We start from the raw sequence: 17,648 nt of genomic DNA, 5'->3' as shown, positions 1-17,648 counted from the left end.
CCTCCTAAAAATCCATTGCCATCTTGGCAGATTCTTCTTCACTTAATACCGTTAGTTTAGTATCCATGACCCGATAGACCCTCTGACACATATTTAAGACACTTGGACGATGGGTCGTTACTATACATGTCTTATTTGGATGATTGATCATGATATTATTTAATACTTTTCTTTCAGTTGAAACATCCAAGGCACTCGTTGCTTCATCTAATAACAGTATCGGTGCCTCACGCAGTAAGGCTCTGGCAATGGCAATTCTCTGGCACTGCCCTTCCGATAGGCCCTGTCCCCGGGCTCCTATTTTGGCATTGATGCCTCCTTCTAGCCGGGATACAAATTCATAGGCACATGCTGATTTCAAAGCTTTTATGATTTCTTCATCGCTGGCATCTTCCTTGACCATTCTCAGGTTTTCAGCTATCGTTCCTGAAAAGATGGTATTTCCCTGCGGTACATAGGCAAACAGCGATCTCGTCGATGCATCAAGATGGTATTTCTTCCCCTGATAATCGATCAGATAGGCATTCCCCTGATTCGGTGTTATCAGTCCTAAAAACAGACGGATCATCGTTGTCTTCCCTTCTCCGCTCGGTCCTACCAAAGCTACTATTTCTCCCGGATTGGCCTTTAGATCAGATGAAACTAATACATTTTTATTCTGTATATATGAAAAATAGACATCCTCCAGTTCTAAGGAAAATCCTTTATCCTGGATCCTGTCTAGATATTCGCTCGTTTTGATATCAAGCGGTTCCTTTGGCAGGAAGATGATCTCCATCAGACGTTTGGCTGATATCGTAGCACTGATCGTTGACGGGATGATCGATACCAGCGCACTGAACGTCGATGAAAGACGTCCTGACTGCTGTAAAAACAGCGTCATCTCTCCATAATTGATCGCTCCGCTCCATAGCCGGTATACTGCCCAGCCGTAAAAGCTGAAGCTGACTACCATTCCTAACAGAGATATGATGGTATTGTATTTGATGCTGAACCAGTTGTATTCCAGGCTTACATCCTTGAATCTTTTCTGGAATCCTTTTAAACGGTCACTGAACAGATGCACCAGACTGAATGATTTGATGGAATCGATATTGCTGAAGGTCTCTGTTTCAAATGCCATCATCTCGCTGTTCATTTCCTTGACCTTCATATCGTATTTTCTCAGTCTCGACATCATTACTTTTGATGACAGCAGCATGATCGGCATATTGGCAAGTGTCAAAAACAGCATCGTTGGATCATAGTACAGGATCAGACACAGTGTCGCTATGAAACTGAAAAAATTGATGATCAGATTCGGTACCCATCCGATGGCACTGTTAGCTACCGTTCCTACATCGCTGCTGAAACGGTTAAGCAGGTCACCGCCATGATATCTTGACAGATCAAGCCAGTTGACCTCGATTATCTTATCGAAGATATCGGCCTGGATCTCGTTCTGGATCCGGATATTGATCTTCAGTGTGATCCTTGACATTGCCTGGTTGAAAAGCAGACTGAAAAGCGACATCGATACCATCAGTACTGCCATCTCAAGAGCCCGGTTGGTCTGGATCCCTGTTACGATATTGATCAGCTCCTTGCTGGCAACAGAACTGATCAGCGACATCACGGTAGAAAATACACCTAAGATCGTATAGAATACTATTTCCTTTTTATAGTTCTTTCCGTAGGAAAACATCCATTTGATCTCTTCCCACATCTCCTTGATACTGCCGTCCTTAAATTTCTCTATCAGCATTTTTATTGATTCCATATCTATCTTCCTTTATTAAAAATTCCATATAATCTTGCTAAAAATCTCCGGACAGGTATGATCCTTATCCATACCCGGGCAAAGAACTCCCACCAGAAATCTCCTGGTCCGATCATCTTCCCTTTCCTTTTTACTTTAGTTACCGCTGCAAATATCTGGCCTTCATCTATAGGCCCTTCTATAACTGTCTGATTGTCACCGACAAAATAGTACTGATTTCCCTTTACCTTATAAATACGGTGGACCACATACTGTCCGTTCTTCCTTTGAAAAAAAGCAATATCGCCCTTATGCAGTTTTCTTTCCGTTTTTTTAAAATAGATCACATCACGTTCATGGACTACAAACGGTGCCATCGAGCTTCCCAGCACATGCATATTGACTTCTCTTCCTTCATCTACTAAACCTTTCAGTATCGTTACATACTCTCTGGTCCCCATCCTGCTGTTATTCATCGCCGATCTTTTCCAGCTCCTTTTTCATATACTCCAATGAATGTTCAGTATATTGACACAGATACCGGGGCACTGCATCATATCTTCCTTCTTCAAGCAGGGCATATGCCGGACAGGTATTACAGTATTTACGCAGACTGCACTGACTGCACTCAGAGCTTCCCATGATCTGTTTTGTCTTTTCGGTTATATTCTCCCAGGCCTTTTTAAAGCCGGTCTTAAATACATCTTCGCTCGGTTCGCTCATGACCACACATGGTCTCATCAGTCCCTGCCAGCTGATCGTAAATGAACATCTCCCGGCCTTGCATCTCATACCGTAAGGTTTATCCTCACCTTCAGGAGTATTTCTTATCTTTTCAAATTCATGATGACATGATGCCTTGAATATTTCATCGCCCATCTCGCGGCGCAGTACATGGATCCTTGTCTTTGCAGCCATGTCCGGATCCATCCTGGTCTGAAATGCAAACGGTCTGCTTCTTTCACGGACCCCTGGACACATGTATGTATCGATCCTTACCGGTACATCAAGTCTTTCTCCGATATCCAGGATCCCGTCACTGCATGATACATTGGCTCTGGTCATACTGCCGTTGATCTTGACATGGACTCCTGCTTTCCTTAGTCCCTCGATTGCTTTGACTGCTTTATCGAAGCCCTGTCCATAATGGCACAGTCTTTCATAGCCGCTTTCGCTGTCACCGTATAATGTGATATTGATCCGCCGTGGTTTGTGATGGCTAAAAAAACCAGTCCACTCTTCATCTATCAGAGTACCGTTGGTATTGACCGTCAGGACCATTCCCATCTCTAATAAACTGATATACAGTTCTTTGAACCAGGGATAAAGCAGCGGTTCTCCTCCGGTCAGTAAGATAAACAGTACTCCTGCTTCCTTCATTTCCTTAGCCAGCATAAGCCATTCATCCAGGGTCTTCATCCTTCCCTGAGCTTCCATTTCACTTCTGCTCAAACGGACATAGCACATATCACAGTTCATATTGCATAGCGGTGTCAGTTCCAGTACCCCGTATACCGGTACCAGTCTTTCATATGCCATGGCAAACAGTCTTCGTTCGACCGTATTTTCATATTCGATATCATGTTCCATAAGCATCCTCCTTATCTTGAAAAAGGCTGGAGGCTGTTCTCCTCCAGACCTTTATTCGAACATTCCACTATTAAGACTTACCAGTAACCCAAGAATCCTGATCCAGATTTGTAGTACAGTGAACATTATCATTGTATGGTCCTCGCCATACTATGACGTCTGTAGTAGTAGTTTCATAATGACCAAAAGGCCAAACTCCAACATATTCTTTAGTTACATAGTATCCATTTAAAAAAGCATCATCTGAATCTGCTTCATGTTCTGTACCGCAGGCATGATAGCCACCTAAGCTTTGATCTCCTCCCCATCCAGTTTGAAGACCATCACTTCCATTTGTTTCAAGATACACAGTACCTGATTTTCCACCACCTGCGTCACATGTAAACAAATAAGTTACTCCGCTGTCACCACATGCAGCTACAAATTCATTAGCTGTGAAACGTTCTACATTAAGAACCGGTTTTTTATAACTTTTCATCTGTCTTCCTCTTCCTTTCTCCTTGATATAATAAAAATGATCTGATCCTTTATCCCTCTGTCCAAAAATTCATTAACATCACCTGCAACATCCTGTCCTGCTGTGTCGTATTCGCTTTCTACCGCTTCTACCAGCTCGCTGAATGTCTTAGGTTCTGACAGAGTATTATAAAGAAACAGGGCTAGTTCATTTAACTCGATGATACCGTTAAATTCCGGCAGCATGCTCCCATCTGATAAATGAACATTCCCGGTATCCATTGGAACTAACATGTATTCGCCAAGTATTTCCCTTACGACGAATCCATCTCTGGCAACAAATCTTAATTCATCATCCATTGTTTTCTCTCCCTTTCTTTATGTCTTTCAGGGAGATAGTTATATCCCGATAAATACCTCCCGTTTTGAAGCTGTATTTAAGCTTCGCTTCCATTACTTATAGGCACCACCTCCTTTAGATAGTCATCAAGGATGTCTACTGCTTCCTGGCTTATCGTACAGCTGAGAGCAGTTACCGGCAGTTCTTTTATCAGCTGTCCGATAAAATCCAGTGCATTGTCAAGATATTCCTGATTGTGATAATTGATCGTTATCTCCCTTAGCAGACGTCTGGTCTTTTCGATTCCGCTCAGCTCTTTTATCTCATTTACCGGTCCCTGTTCAAGCATCACTATCGCTTTTATTGGATATCTGCGATTATGACAGATCTTCGATGAACCGCATACCGGCCATCCATTGGCATAGAACCGCTCTCCTTCTTTTGTCAGCAGTGTCCGGTCACCGTTGATTATTTCTATATCACGGTACTTCTTCCACAGATCTGCCTGCGTGCTTTTCCCCGTCCCGCTTGGGGCACTGAACAGTATCGCCTGTTCCTGATACACGATATAGGAACTGTGTAAAATATAGCTTTTATAGCTGTTCATCCTTCTTTCAAGTGATAATAATGAATTGAAGACCGTATCAATATTTAAATATCTGGTATAGTCCCGATGAAATCTTATCACCGTATGTGTTTCATCTGTTTCTCTGCATTCTGCATAAAATCTGTTATCTGTCGGCAAAGCCAGATAGCGTGTTTCCAGTTTACCGTTCTTGGCTATCCTTATCGTCTGTTTATTGACGATATAGTCTTTGTCATCAAAGGCTATATCATCGACGATGTCGATATGATAATGATAATCCGGTGTTTCTTCTGTCCTGAATTCTGACAGATTAAAAGGCATCAGCTCTTCGCTGATACCCGTTATCTCAAATATGAAGTGTCCTATCCTGTACATAACTGACTCCTATTTTATTACTCTGTATTTTTTTAACAGCTCTATCCTCTGTTTCCCTACTTCGATAGTTCTCTGGCTGTTTTTTGATGAATTGTTCTTTTTATAGTTCACTATCCTTGAAAAATATGCAAAAGGCAGTAAAACCGGATACTTATTCAGATATTTATATTTCCCCTGCATTTCCTTAAGCGACGGGAATATGCTTTTTAAGACCGATGTCTTTCCATCAGAGATCGTATTCAAGGTTATCGTCGCTGAATGGATTCTTTCCGATGACGACTGCCCGAAGATTCCGGCATCCATGATATCTTCGAACAGATCCTGATAGTCGCTTTTATCGATGCCTTCAGGCACTCTGATCTTTGTATAATCAAATTCCAGCAGATCATGAGCCATGACAAACAAGCTGGTTATCAGAACATAGATATTCAGATCCTTTAATATATCATACAGTCTGTCCCAGTTGACCTTGTCTCCGTATGCTTCGCTATACATCACGATATCGACCACCTGTCTGATCCCTACTCCGCCATGAAAAAAGTGTTTTACAAAATGCAGGATCAGAAACAGCAGATGTTGGGTATATTCTAGTGAATATACATCTACTCCCCCAATTTTATGAACTATACATTTATCAAAAGCATGTTCAAAATATTTTTGATAGTTTCCATAGGCTTTTGATTCCAATGAAAAAAGAGCTGTGTGCAGCTCTATTGATAATCCTGAAATTGGATCAATAAATGTAGTTACGTCATCGCTTTTTGAAACAATCGTAAAGTTATTCTTAAGTAAGATTTCTGTTACTATTTCAAACTCTTCTTTTTGAACATATAAATCTTCATCATTTGACTGACGATTATCGGGTTGTGGATATAATGACCGGCAGATAAGCCCCTTGACTATCAGTACCTTAAGATTTTGCTTTGAAAACTGTTTACATAGATGAAGAATCTTCATCGTTTTTCTAGTCTGGAAAGCATTAATTTTTAAAGCATCGCTTTTCCATCTCTGTTTTATTTCCACTGGAAAGTCGTCAAAACTATAAATTTGATTAAAAATCAAAGCACTAATTTGATGTTGATTAGACAGCTCATACAGTTTTGAATAATCAAGTCTTATTGGTTTAGATATCTGATTTAAACGTGCATCTTTTAATAATGTAATCATTTCACTATTCATATTACCCCTCTTTTGCCTTTAATGTAATCGAAACTATTTCCGGTGGATTATTAAATCTTGGAAACATTTCATCGCTACTGCTAATTCCCCTTGTAACAATCATATCCATATTTTCTAATTTATAATGACCATAATCCACTTCCGGAAACCATCCTAATTCTGGAGCATATAAACCACCCACATATGGCAAGATTACTTGTCCACCATGATAATGACCGCTAACAACTAAATCAAAATCCCATTTATAAGCCTTACCAAAAATAAAACTATCCGGACGATGAGCCATCATTAACTGAAACGATGATGTCTGCTTCATTTCAGTTAAAAAATTATAAACATCACTTTCCATCGTTTTTTGATCGATATCACCAGTTTCCTGACTAAACGCATAATCATACATACCGCCTATCCTTATCGTGTTTCCATTCACTTCAATATCCTGATATACCTTATCCAGTACTGTAACTCCAATATTTTTTATGTTTTCTATTAATTTTTTACTATCAGCATATTCGAGTTCATGGTTGCCCAGACTAAAATAAACTTCTGTTATTTCAGTTAACGATTCTAAAAATTCAATAATACTTTCATCATCTGAAGATTCGCTATCAATGATATCCCCGACACACAAGATAATATCAGGATTCAACTGTTCAATTCTGTCTACTATTTGGTCCTTTATTTTACAATACTGATCATGTACATCAGCTATCGTGACAATGGTTACATCGTTATTTATCTTTGCACTTGATATTTCATAATCAGTGACTTCTACCTTATAATATGAGACATAAATGAAATAACTTGTGATCATGCATAGGCAGAGTATAACTATCATAATCATTTTAATAATTGTTTTTCTCATATTAATTTATAAACCTATAATTAATCTTACATTAAAAAAATTATTCATATAATCCTTTATTAAATAAGTGAAAAAACTCATATTTATTATTATTCAAATACAAGGCTGCTCTACTCCCGCCACAATTACCTGCTATTAATAGATTGCATTTTGATAAAAGATTTATAGAAGAAATATATTCTAAGCTCTTATAATATGAATCATTTTCTCTATTAAAATGAATCCAAGAAATTCTAGTAGCATCGCCTCCTGTTTTTGATTTAATATTATAAAATTCATCATAATATTTTCTTTTATTTGTAAGTACAATTCCAGGAAACTCTTTTTCAAATATACTTTTAATTTTTTCTTCATCTGTAGCTAAATAAACATAACTACAATTATATTCATCCATTTTTTCCTTTACCATGGCTACAACTTCTGTTACTTCTGGCTGGATAGGATGTCCTTGGGGTTGGTTATCAGTATAATCAGTCCCTCTACATAAAACCCCAACAATTCTTTTGTTTTTACCCAATATCTCTTTTTCTTCTTGAAAAAAATAATTTTTTGTCTCTTCATTTAATACAATAAATGTCTTAATTAATTTATTAAAATAAGCTATATCTTTTTTTGTTGGAAAAATTGGAAAATAAAATGGCGCTTCCTTGACATTACAAATAGACGCTTTTTTTATTTCTTCATTTTTTATTTCTTTACAACCTTCATATGGTTGTTTTAAAAATTGTGTCCACAAATTAATTTTTTCCGAATTATATACTTCTATAATAGGTCTATACCCATTTGCTAAACAATATGTAATATTTTGTAACATATTTCTTATAAAACATACCTGAAATAATGGGTAATCCCAAGTTCCTTGATTAATTATACATAGTTTATAATTTTGTATATTTATTTTAGAAAAGTTAGTTTTTCTATAAAATTTTTTTAATCTAATTGAACATATATATTCTCTTATATTTTGTTTTTTTATAACCCATTCTAAAAAAAATAAAACAGGACTAGGTAAAAATGTAATTGTTTTTCTTATTATCTTTTTCACTTATATTTTCTCTCTTTCTATGAAATAATTTATAAACTATATTATTTTCATATACTATATCAACATTAAAAATATTGTGATATATTTCAAATTTGTAACTACTCAGATTTAATATTAAATTTATTTATATTATACTTACTCTCAATGTTATAAAATAGTAATCATCTTATAACATCAATTTCTTAAGTATTTCATAATATTCGTCTATTTCAGGTATCTTATATAAATATTTTTTCCCAACTAAATTTGTTACCAATTCAGGAATCTCATTAAAATTGTTACAAAATTTAATATATTCTAATGACTTTATCCATTCATAACAGCCTTTTAATTTGGGACTTAAGCTATTAAATACTATGCATGGTGTACCAGTTATAGCAGAAAAAATCATACCGTGAAGCCTATCTGTGATTACAATTTCAGATTTGCGAAACTCATTCAATTTTTTTTCTAATTCATCATTACGTAATTCTATAGATATTTGACGTTCGACTACTGTATCAGTAATATTTATATTATCAAAAAATATTTTTCTTAGTATATCAATCAATTCCCTTTCTGTATCAGATGTCATTGTTTTTTCTTTATCATTTCTTAAACAAACTAGACAACCATCTCTATTAAATTGGATATTATTTTCTTTTAAAAAAATTACCATATCTGGTATTAAAATAACATTTTTGTATATTTTTTTCATAAAATCATAAGATGTTTTTTCTCTTGCACAAATTATCAGATTTGGATGAGAATTGTATATTTCAATTGATTTTTTTAAGTCTTCTTCTTCATTAGCAGCATAATATATTGTATTAGGAAATAATATAATTTTAGACCTTTTGTTATTGGCAATTATTTTTCTGACTCGTTTTTCTTCTACAGGCCAAAGCGTTCCTAAATTTCCCCCACCTTGAATTAGAATTGTTCTATTATTCATAAGGTCTATGCTGTTATAAGAATCTAGAATATCTAAATCCATTCCTGTTAACTCGATATATTTAATATTTAACCTATTCAAAAAATCTATTTCTGATTTTGCAATTGCATGATCTCCAAGATTACCATGAATAGGAGTATTAACTAAAAAAACAGCTTTTGGATTTAACCACTTCATTTTAATATATGGAAAAACATCTACTTGCCATAATCTAAACCTTTTTATTGCATTACTTTTAAATAATATTGTCCTTATAATATTTTTTATATTCATGCCTATATTACCTTTCAACCTGTTTAATATATCCATTAGATATATGTCCCCACCATTGAGTATTCCATGGCATATTATGGTTAAATCCGATACTTTCTGTAACACTAAAATTATAAACATCTCGTAAAACATCTACGTTCTTATCTGCACCATACTCTCCAACCCTGTATAGAACAAACGATAATGAATAATTTCCTGGTACTATATTTGATGAATCAAAGCAAAAAGTTTGCTTATTATTCATACCCAGTTCTAAGCTAATTGCTTTTTCCGTAGAAGACATCATTATTGTATTTCCATCAGATGTATTAACCATAATTCTTAAATAAACATTATCTTTTTCTGCAGAACTATTATTTATATCAATATTAAATTTTATTACCTCTCCTGTTTTATAAACACCAGATTCATTTTCAAATTCTATTTTTTCAATACATATATTTGGTTTTGAATAATTTGAATCTCTCATAGACGGCTGAATTATAATATTATTATTACTTCTTCCAATATCCATTCCCATATATTTTGCTATTGCAGCTTCTACTTCACCATTAAATATTACTTTACCATGTTCCAAAACAACACATCTATCACACAACTGCCTAATTGTATTCATATTATGACTAACGTATAATACTGTTCGTCCTTCATTTTCGGCCACTTCGCTCATCTTTTTTAAACATTTTTGTTGAAATTTCATATCTCCAACTGCCAATACTTCGTCCATTACTAATATTTCTGAATCTAAATGTGCTGCAACTGAAAATGCTAATTTTACATACATTCCTGATGAATATCTTTTCACTGGAGTATCTATAAATTGCCGACATTCTGAAAAATCAATAATATCTTCTATTTTACTATCTACCTCTGCTTTACTCATTCCCAGTATTGCACCATTTAAATATATATTTTCTCTTCCAGTTAACTCTGGATGAAATCCAGTTCCTACTTCAAGCATGCTGGATATTCTTCCTTTAATATATATGTTTCCTTCTGTTGGAGCTGTTACTCTTGATAGTAATTTTAGTGTTGTAGACTTACCAGCACCATTTCCACCAATTATTCCTAACCGCTCTCCTTTATATACCTCAAAACTTATACCATTCAATGCATAAAACTTTTCATTGGATGAATATACTTCTTGACCAATTTTTAAATTTGGATCTTCTCTCCCTCTTTTTCTCGCCCACCAGCTTTGTAGATCTCCTCTTAATGTTCCTCCACCTATGGCTCCCAAACGATATTGTTTTTTGACATTTTCTATTCTTATAACAGTCTCTCTTTCCATAAATATCTCCTTAAATAGTATCCATAAATGTTTTTTGAACTTTATTAAATAGAATTATTCCAACAAATAAAACAATTAGTGTTGTAATAACACCAATTCCCAAATAAAACCATGGTATAGTTCCACTACCTAAAAATGCATATCTAAAAGTTTCTACAATTGGAGCTACTGGATTCAATAACATAATACTTTGCCCTTTTGCAGATAACTGTGAAATAGGATATACGATTGGAGTTATATACATCCATAATTGAACACCAAATGTTACTAATACTGCTAAGTCACGATACTTAGTTGTTAAAGAAGAAATAATAATTCCAAATCCTAAAGAAAGCATAGCTATTATTAACAATAAAAACGGTGTTAACAATATATATGTATTAGGATGTACAGCATTTCCAGTAAGTGTATAGTATAAAACAAAAATCATAAACATACAAAACTGTACAAAAAAGTTTATTAACCCAGATAAAACCGTTGAAATAGGTGTTACTAACCTAGGAAAATAAACCTTACCAAAAACTGCTGAGTTATCTATAAATGTATTTGCAGTCTTAGTTAAACAGGTAGAAAAATATGACCATAAAGTATTACCAGCCATATAAAAAACAAATTGTGGCATTCCATCAGTAGAAATATTAGCAATACCACCAAATACAATCGTAAACATTAATGTTGTCATCATAGGGTTAATAACAATCCATAATGGTCCAAGTATCGTTTGTTTATACATTGTTTTAAAATCTCTTTTAACAAACATCACTATTAAATCTTTATATTTCCATAATTCTTTTAGATTTAAATCTAAAAGCCTAGTTTTAGGTTTAATAACCGTTGTCCAGTGCTCATTCATTTAATTTCCTCCTACTGCATATTAATACTATGAAACAATAAAATTTACATTTATATAAAATCATTTAAATTATCATTTTTTCTATAAATTCTCTAACAGCACCATTACCACCGTTTTGTTTACAAATATATAAAACAGATTTTTTAACCTCTTCTACTGCATCATTAGGACATCCTTTAAAACCACAATAATTAATACATTCTAAATCATTTAAATCATCACCTATATATGCAATTTGTTCTGGTTTTAATCCATATTTAGCAATTATTTCTTTTAATTTAGATAGCTTATCTATGATTCCTTGATGAAGTTCAGTAATCTTCAATTCCTTAGCTCTATTTTCAATGATCTTTGATTTTCTACCAGTTATTATTACAGGAATAATATTATTTTCCGGTAATATATGCGCTATTGCATAGCCATCTTTTACATCAAATGATTTCATTATTTCTCCGTCATTTCCTATATAAATATGTCCATCAGTTAAAGTACCATCAACATCCATTACTAACATCTTTATCTTACTCATCTAACTATTCCTGCCTTAATAATATCCTGAAGCAATATAGCACCAATAGCTTTATTATCATCATCTAACACTGGTAAGGAAGTAATATTTTTTTCATTCATCTTTTGCATTGCATTAACTGCTAACTCTCGATAATCAATACTAACTGGATTTTTTGTCATTACATCATCTACTATTACTTTATATACATCTATTCCTTTTTCTAGCATTCTTCTAAGATCGCCATCTGTAATAATTCCTTTAAGGTTATTTTCTTTATCTACAACAGAAACCATACTAAGTCCTTTTTTGCTCATTTCAACGATTGCTTTTTGAAGTGTTTCCCCTTCAATTACTATGGAATTATCATTTTCTTCATGCATTAGATCTTTTACTTTAACTAATAATTTTTTTCCTAAAGATCCAGCTGGATGATGTAACCCAAAATCTTCTTTGGTATAGTTTTTACATTTTGATGCCACTACAGCAAGAGCATCTCCTAATACCAATAATGCTGTAGTACTAGAAGTCGGTGCTAAATGCATATAACATGCTTCTTCAAAATGTGGAAAAACATATTTATAATCACAACTTTTAGCTAAAGTGGAATGTTCATTTCCAGTTATTGCAATAGTAATTGGACCAATTTCTTTTAAAACAGGAATTAGTTTAGTGACTTCTTCACTTTCACCACTATAGCTCATCAACATAACAATATCTTTTTTCTCAATCATCCCTAAATCACCATGCTGTGCTTCACTTGGATGCATAAAAAAAGAAGGAGTTCCTAGACTAGCAAATGTTGCTGCCATTTTAGTAGCAATATGCCCAGGTTTACCCATTCCAGTCAATATAACTTTTCCTTTACAAGACAATATTAATTCTAATATTTTTTCAAAATCTTTATTAATAGCTTGCTTTGTAGCCTGTAAAGCATTTATTTCAATATCGAATACATTTTTTGCTTCATTAATCAGATCCATAATTATTCCTCATTTACAGCATCATAAACTTTAATAATTCTTTTTAATATATCTTCTAAATCATCCAGTTTTACCATATTTGGTCCATCAGATTTTGCATTATCTGGATCAGGATGTACCTCCATAAATAAATGATCTGCACCACATGTAATAGCAGCTTTAGCTAAATATTCAACATATTCCCTATTTCCTCCAGTTGCATTACCTTTCCCACCTGGTTTTTGAACACTATGAGTAGCATCAAAAACAACTGGTACTCCTAATTTTTTCATTTCAATGATTCCAGTCATATCAACAACCAGATTATTATACCCAAAACAGCTTCCTCGTTCACATAGCATAATGTCGTTACATCCAGCTTCTTTAAGCTTGTTTACAACATTTTTCATATCCCATGGAGCAAGAAACTGTGCTTTTTTTACATTGATTTTTTTTCCTGTTTTAGCAGCTGCTACTAACAAATCTGTTTGTCGACATAAAAAAGCCGGTATTTGTAATACATCAGCAACTTTTGCTACTGGTTCTGCCTGCCATGATTCATGAATATCAGTAATGATTGGCAATCCATATTCATCCTTTACTTTTTTTAGAATTCTTAATCCTTCCTCTAATCCTGGTCCTCTAAAACTGTTAATAGATGTTCTGTTAGCTTTATCAAAAGAAGCTTTAAATACATATGGTATTTCTAGTCTTTTACAAATATCTGAAATTTCTTTTGCTACATTCAATACTAATTCTTCTGATTCAATGACACATGGTCCTGCATATAACGTAAACATATCAATCTCCCCCCTTAATTTATTTATCTAAATTATTTTCTCTCATATATCTTTCTACCTGTACTCTATCTTTTGGAGTATCTACAGATAGTGTTTTACAGTGAGCATTGATATAGTAGCAATCTTTTCTGTTTTCAATAAATCTAAAAGAATCATTTTCTTCTATTTTTTCAATAGGACCTCTAGGTGTATTATGATAATACTCTAATGCTTTGTTAGTAAAAGCTCCAACACCAACAAATTTTTGATAAACATAGTTCATCTCACCTTTTGGAAAAGGAATAGGTGCTCTTGAAATAAATAAACAGATCCCATCTTTATTAGTAACAATCTTTAAATTTGTAGGATCTACTACTTCAACTGGATTTGAAAAATCCGTCATCAAATTTGATACATAAAATCCATCTTCAGGAATTTTTTCCGGTATACATTTAACTATATCTTCAGCCATAACTAATGGTTCATCACCATTGACCATAACATATAAATCAGCATCTATTTTTTTTGAAACTTCATATAATCTTTCTGTTGCTGTTTCACAATCAGAAGAAGTCATGATTACCTTTCCTCCAAAACTTTCTACTGTTTGTTTTATCTCTTCACTGTCAGTTGCAACATAAACTTCATCAAAACATTCTACTTCTTTACTATGTTTCCAAACCCAGTAAACCATTGGCTTATCACAAATTTTTGCTAATGGTTTATTATTAAATCTCGTTGACCCTCCACGAGCAGGTATCATTCCTATAATTTTCATTTTTCTTCCTCCTATACTCCATGTCCATCTTTATATGGATCAATATGCAAAATTCTATATATATATACTCTTAACAAACGTAAATAGACATTAAAAAAATATAAAAACTTACTGCTACCAAATAACATAATTCTATTTTTCTTTATTTTGTCTATATATACTAAACTAGAATATTCTTTTTTATAATCTTTTATTAATTTTTGTAAATCCTCTAAAAAATTCTTATTTAAAAAAAAAGATCTTTGCAAATAAATATTATCTACAAAACTCCAGGGATAATTTATAGCGTAAAAAAGGCATTCTTTATTTAATTCCGGACAATAATCAGTTGATGTCTTTATTAAATATCGTCCTGCATAAATAAAATCTATACACGATTTTTGTGATTTACTATGAACAATACTATTTTCTCTTTGACGATAATAATACAATTGTGAATCAGTAATTATAACACCATTTGACAAATTAATAAATAAATCTGCAGAGAATATAACATCTTCATGCAATTTATTTTTTTTAAACCTTATATTGTTCAATGACTGTTTTTTAAATAATTTATTCCAAACACCAAATTCTGTTTTTTTATTAATTTGATTAGAAAAATAATCTCTATTTGATATAACTGTAGTCAAATTCTTATTATTTAATAATTCAATTTTTTCTCCATCTATAAATCTGTATGTATTACAAACACTAAAATCATAATTTGTATCATTTAATAGATTGTATAATATCTCACAATATCTGGGAGATACTATATCATCACTATCTACAAAACATATATAATTTCCTATTGCAATTTCAATACCCATATTTCTAGTTTGAGATAGACCTTCATTATTCTTATGTATTACTTTTATTCTCTGATCCTTTTTTGAATAATCATCACATATTTTTCCAGAAAAATCTGTAGATCCATCATCAATTAATATAATCTCAATTTCTTTATAAGTTTGATTAATTAAACTTTCGATACATTCAGATAAGTATTTTTCAACGTTATATACTGGTACTATAATTGAAACAAGCTCCATCTAATCACCCTCCTCCCATTTTAACAACCAATTTTGCAAATAATTTCACAAAGATACTTTTTGTTATTACAGCTTGTATAAACCCTACCATCATTAGCCTCATTTGTAAATTTACCAGGTATAGCCTCTCTTTTTTTTGCCCTCCTAATATACCACTCATATTCAATATCAATATTTCCTATGTCAATCGCTTGAATATTTAGTTTTGATAAATCAGATGCAAGAACTGTAGCAGTTGGTCCAATAGCCATTATTATCAATTCTTCATTTAATCGATTTTTTATTATTTCTTCAAATATGTTATCGTAATAGTCAAAAGCATTAATTGCAGGAGTCAATATTCTTTTTATTGATGTTGCATTATCAAACAAATCATTTCCTACCCCAAGTCTTGTTTGCTCTCCTTCTACAATAATTATGTTCTTGTTGCTCCATAGTTTTTTCAATTTGGGGAAAGTTCTTTTTGCTCTTTTACTATTTTTCCAATCAATATATGGTCGGCTAATTTGTGAATCTCCAAATAAATAGTTTTTTCCAACATAGTTTCTTAACATATCAACAATTTCTTGATGATGATTATTTTTTCCCCACTCTATCCAAAATGTTTTAGAATGATTATTACATCCTAATGTAGTATTCATACATCTAGGAATACAAATTAATAAATTTTTATTTTTATTTTGCAATACATTTTTTAATCCTGTAGAAATATTATTTGATTGATTTTGAAAATGTAAATCTCTTTTTTTAAAAATCAAATCAAATTCACCATCGCCAAATCTAGCTATAGAGCAATTATTTTTTTTTATATATTTAATCGTCCTATCAGGTGACATAATCCTAAGTCTATAACGTAATCTTAAAATATATATTCTTTTTTTTTCATAACAAAACTCATAAAATAATATAAGTATTTTTTTTATATTGAAATTACTCATCTTCTTATTCTCCATAAATAATAATTTTTCAATTTATATAAAAAATTATTTCCATTAATTAAATATTGTATTAAATATTTGTAATCTAAAGCTTCTTTTTCCGACCATCTATTTTTAATCATATTCCAATTTTTTAAAGAAGACTTTAACCACTCAACAGTTCTATCATTAAAAGACAAAATATTATATACCACTTTTGGCTTAGTATTATTAATATCCAAATATAAATATCTTTTAATATGCCAAATTGCTATTATCCACATACACTTATTAATATTATTTATAAATGCTTTGCTATTTTCAAAATAAAGCAACAATTTACTCATATGTTCAATTCTATTTAAACATTTGTTATCATTTTGCTCACTCTTTATTCCATGTTTTGTCAATAAATATACAGGATCATTAATTACCAAAATATTTTTTATACACGAATAATATTGTAAATTAAAAACTAAATCTTCTGCCCAATCATCTTTATTCCCTAACATATCTCTCTCAGGAAAATATATTTGATTGCTAATAATTATACTTTTTTTATAAACTTTATTCCAAACCGAGTATCCAGAAAATATGTGAGCATCTTTGCTTGAGATATAATCTATTTTATCATTACTATCTTTAAAAATTATTTTGTTAGAATAATAGTTTTCTTTAGCTTCTACTTCACCGTTCCAAACATTTCTATAATCAAAACATAATAAATCACATTTCATCATATATTTTTCAAGTTTATTAACTAACATATTTAACTCTACTTCATCATACGAATCATCTGCATCACAAAACATGAGGTACTTTCCTGATGAAATATTAATGCCGATATTTCTCGCTGCACCAGCACCAACATTATTAATAGAAACTATTTTAACATGTTTATATTTTTTCGCATATTTATTACAAATATCTAATGTTAAATCTCTACTCCCATCATTAATTACTATAATTTCATAATTGTCATTTAAAATAGAAATAATCTTATCTAAACAGTTTTTTATACTACATTCAACGTTATATGCCGGAATTATTATCGATAATAATTTCATTATTTTAAATTTCACCTCCTCAATGCATTAATTGCCATTCAATAAACTTTCATCATTTTTAGTTAAACAGTATTAAAA

Annotated in this window: 19 protein-coding genes; all 19 read right to left on the bottom strand. The window is 32.2% G+C overall.

The features are described from left to right. Positions 1-4: 4 nt before the first annotated feature. The 19 genes from B5E92_RS06780 to B5E92_RS06690 all read right to left on the bottom strand — a co-directional run bounded on the left by B5E92_RS06780 (position 5) and on the right by B5E92_RS06690 (position 17,570). A complete protein-coding gene (locus B5E92_RS06780; protein ID WP_087300494.1) occupies positions 5-1,759 on the bottom strand; it encodes an ABC transporter ATP-binding protein in 1,755 nt (584 codons plus the stop codon). Positions 1,760-1,761: 2 nt separating this feature from the next. Then, entirely contained in the window at positions 1,762-2,214 is a 453-nt protein-coding gene (locus B5E92_RS06775; RefSeq protein ID WP_087300492.1) for a S24/S26 family peptidase, read from the bottom strand. Then, on the bottom strand, positions 2,207-3,328 hold the full coding sequence (locus tag B5E92_RS06770) for a radical SAM protein (RefSeq protein WP_087300490.1): 1,122 nt from the start codon (positions 3,326-3,328) through the stop codon (positions 2,207-2,209). Before B5E92_RS06770 ends, B5E92_RS06775 begins: the two co-directional genes overlap by 8 nt. A 70-nt stretch (positions 3,329-3,398) precedes the next feature. Next, a complete protein-coding gene (locus tag B5E92_RS06765) occupies positions 3,399-3,806 on the bottom strand; it encodes a hypothetical protein (RefSeq protein ID WP_087300488.1) in 408 nt (135 codons plus the stop codon). Then, positions 3,803-4,144 (bottom strand): PqqD family protein, encoded by a 342-nt coding sequence (locus B5E92_RS06760; protein WP_087300486.1) that lies wholly within the window; start codon positions 4,142-4,144, stop codon positions 3,803-3,805. Before B5E92_RS06760 ends, B5E92_RS06765 begins: the two co-directional genes overlap by 4 nt. A gap of 77 nt (positions 4,145-4,221) precedes the next feature. After that, positions 4,222-5,085, bottom strand: coding sequence for a hypothetical protein (locus tag B5E92_RS06755; RefSeq protein ID WP_087300484.1), 864 nt, complete (start codon positions 5,083-5,085; stop codon positions 4,222-4,224). A gap of 9 nt (positions 5,086-5,094) precedes the next feature. Further along, on the bottom strand, positions 5,095-6,264 hold the full coding sequence (locus B5E92_RS06750) for a nucleotidyltransferase family protein (RefSeq protein WP_087300482.1): 1,170 nt from the start codon (positions 6,262-6,264) through the stop codon (positions 5,095-5,097). A gap of 1 nt (position 6,265) precedes the next feature. Then, a complete protein-coding gene (locus B5E92_RS06745; protein WP_087300480.1) occupies positions 6,266-7,129 on the bottom strand; it encodes a metallophosphoesterase in 864 nt (287 codons plus the stop codon). Between the two features lie 40 nt (positions 7,130-7,169). Continuing rightward, positions 7,170-8,174, bottom strand: coding sequence for a hypothetical protein (locus tag B5E92_RS06740; protein WP_087300478.1), 1,005 nt, complete (start codon positions 8,172-8,174; stop codon positions 7,170-7,172). 166 nt (positions 8,175-8,340) lie between these two features. Then, positions 8,341-9,417, bottom strand: coding sequence for a polysaccharide pyruvyl transferase family protein (locus B5E92_RS06735; RefSeq protein ID WP_158095203.1), 1,077 nt, complete (start codon positions 9,415-9,417; stop codon positions 8,341-8,343). Continuing rightward, positions 9,389-10,672: a polysaccharide ABC transporter ATP-binding protein gene (locus tag B5E92_RS06730; protein WP_087300475.1), complete on the bottom strand. Its 1,284-nt coding sequence runs from the start codon at positions 10,670-10,672 to the stop codon at positions 9,389-9,391. Before B5E92_RS06730 ends, B5E92_RS06735 begins: the two co-directional genes overlap by 29 nt. A 10-nt stretch (positions 10,673-10,682) precedes the next feature. Continuing rightward, positions 10,683-11,525 carry an ABC transporter permease gene (locus B5E92_RS06725; protein WP_087300473.1) on the bottom strand — a complete coding sequence of 281 codons (843 nt, stop codon included), beginning with the start codon at positions 11,523-11,525 and terminating at the stop codon, positions 10,683-10,685. A 64-nt stretch (positions 11,526-11,589) separates the two neighbouring features. After that, a complete protein-coding gene (locus tag B5E92_RS06720; protein WP_087300471.1) occupies positions 11,590-12,054 on the bottom strand; it encodes an HAD family hydrolase in 465 nt (154 codons plus the stop codon). Then, a complete protein-coding gene (locus tag B5E92_RS06715; protein WP_087300469.1) occupies positions 12,051-13,016 on the bottom strand; it encodes an SIS domain-containing protein in 966 nt (321 codons plus the stop codon). Before B5E92_RS06715 ends, B5E92_RS06720 begins: the two co-directional genes overlap by 4 nt. A gap of 2 nt (positions 13,017-13,018) precedes the next feature. Continuing rightward, entirely contained in the window at positions 13,019-13,822 is an 804-nt protein-coding gene (gene kdsA / locus B5E92_RS06710) for a 3-deoxy-8-phosphooctulonate synthase (protein WP_394337372.1), read from the bottom strand. Further along, the gene (locus tag B5E92_RS06705) at positions 13,815-14,552 is read right to left on the bottom strand and encodes a 3-deoxy-manno-octulosonate cytidylyltransferase (protein WP_087300465.1); all 738 of its coding nucleotides are present in this window, start codon (positions 14,550-14,552) and stop codon (positions 13,815-13,817) included. The genes kdsA and B5E92_RS06705 overlap by 8 nt, the downstream gene beginning before the upstream one ends. Before the next feature lie 11 nt (positions 14,553-14,563). Beyond that, positions 14,564-15,586: a glycosyltransferase gene (locus tag B5E92_RS06700; RefSeq protein ID WP_087300463.1), complete on the bottom strand. Its 1,023-nt coding sequence runs from the start codon at positions 15,584-15,586 to the stop codon at positions 14,564-14,566. A 20-nt stretch (positions 15,587-15,606) separates the two neighbouring features. Beyond that, positions 15,607-16,524: a GT-D fold domain-containing glycosyltransferase gene (locus tag B5E92_RS06695; RefSeq protein WP_158095202.1), complete on the bottom strand. Its 918-nt coding sequence runs from the start codon at positions 16,522-16,524 to the stop codon at positions 15,607-15,609. Beyond that, positions 16,521-17,570, bottom strand: a complete 1,050-nt coding sequence (locus tag B5E92_RS06690; RefSeq protein ID WP_087300459.1) for a glycosyltransferase family 2 protein — start codon at positions 17,568-17,570, stop codon at positions 16,521-16,523. The genes B5E92_RS06695 and B5E92_RS06690 overlap by 4 nt, the downstream gene beginning before the upstream one ends. Between the last annotated feature and the right edge of the window lie 78 nt (positions 17,571-17,648).

This window comes from Erysipelatoclostridium sp. An15, assembly GCF_002160675.1.
Lineage (GTDB): Bacteria > Bacillota_I > Bacilli_A > Erysipelotrichales > Coprobacillaceae > Thomasclavelia > Thomasclavelia merdavium.
Note: the sequence above shows the minus strand (reverse complement) of the source record. Positions and strands in the feature narration are given on the sequence as shown.

Excerpts from the sequence above, each read along its gene's own strand:
- B5E92_RS06690 (WP_087300459.1), bottom strand. The coding sequence starts at position 17,570 with ATGAAATTATTATCGATAATAATTCCGGCATATAACGTTGAATGTAGT.
- B5E92_RS06775 (WP_087300492.1), bottom strand. The coding sequence starts at position 2,214 with ATGAATAACAGCAGGATGGGGACCAGAGAGTATGTAACGATACTGAAA.
- B5E92_RS06745 (WP_087300480.1), bottom strand. The coding sequence starts at position 7,129 with ATGAGAAAAACAATTATTAAAATGATTATGATAGTTATACTCTGCCTA.
- B5E92_RS06780 (WP_087300494.1), bottom strand. The coding sequence starts at position 1,759 with ATGGAATCAATAAAAATGCTGATAGAGAAATTTAAGGACGGCAGTATC.
- B5E92_RS06700 (WP_087300463.1), bottom strand. The coding sequence starts at position 15,586 with ATGGAGCTTGTTTCAATTATAGTACCAGTATATAACGTTGAAAAATAC.
- B5E92_RS06695 (WP_158095202.1), bottom strand. The coding sequence starts at position 16,524 with ATGAGTAATTTCAATATAAAAAAAATACTTATATTATTTTATGAGTTT.
- B5E92_RS06715 (WP_087300469.1), bottom strand. The coding sequence starts at position 13,016 with ATGGATCTGATTAATGAAGCAAAAAATGTATTCGATATTGAAATAAAT.
- B5E92_RS06765 (WP_087300488.1), bottom strand. The coding sequence starts at position 3,806 with ATGAAAAGTTATAAAAAACCGGTTCTTAATGTAGAACGTTTCACAGCT.
- B5E92_RS06720 (WP_087300471.1), bottom strand. The coding sequence starts at position 12,054 with ATGAGTAAGATAAAGATGTTAGTAATGGATGTTGATGGTACTTTAACT.
- B5E92_RS06735 (WP_158095203.1), bottom strand. The coding sequence starts at position 9,417 with ATGGATATATTAAACAGGTTGAAAGGTAATATAGGCATGAATATAAAA.
- B5E92_RS06725 (WP_087300473.1), bottom strand. The coding sequence starts at position 11,525 with ATGAATGAGCACTGGACAACGGTTATTAAACCTAAAACTAGGCTTTTA.
- B5E92_RS06770 (WP_087300490.1), bottom strand. The coding sequence starts at position 3,328 with ATGGAACATGATATCGAATATGAAAATACGGTCGAACGAAGACTGTTT.
- B5E92_RS06755 (WP_087300484.1), bottom strand. The coding sequence starts at position 5,085 with ATGTACAGGATAGGACACTTCATATTTGAGATAACGGGTATCAGCGAA.
- B5E92_RS06750 (WP_087300482.1), bottom strand. The coding sequence starts at position 6,264 with ATGAATAGTGAAATGATTACATTATTAAAAGATGCACGTTTAAATCAG.
- B5E92_RS06705 (WP_087300465.1), bottom strand. The coding sequence starts at position 14,552 with ATGAAAATTATAGGAATGATACCTGCTCGTGGAGGGTCAACGAGATTT.
- B5E92_RS06730 (WP_087300475.1), bottom strand. The coding sequence starts at position 10,672 with ATGGAAAGAGAGACTGTTATAAGAATAGAAAATGTCAAAAAACAATAT.
- B5E92_RS06760 (WP_087300486.1), bottom strand. The coding sequence starts at position 4,144 with ATGGATGATGAATTAAGATTTGTTGCCAGAGATGGATTCGTCGTAAGG.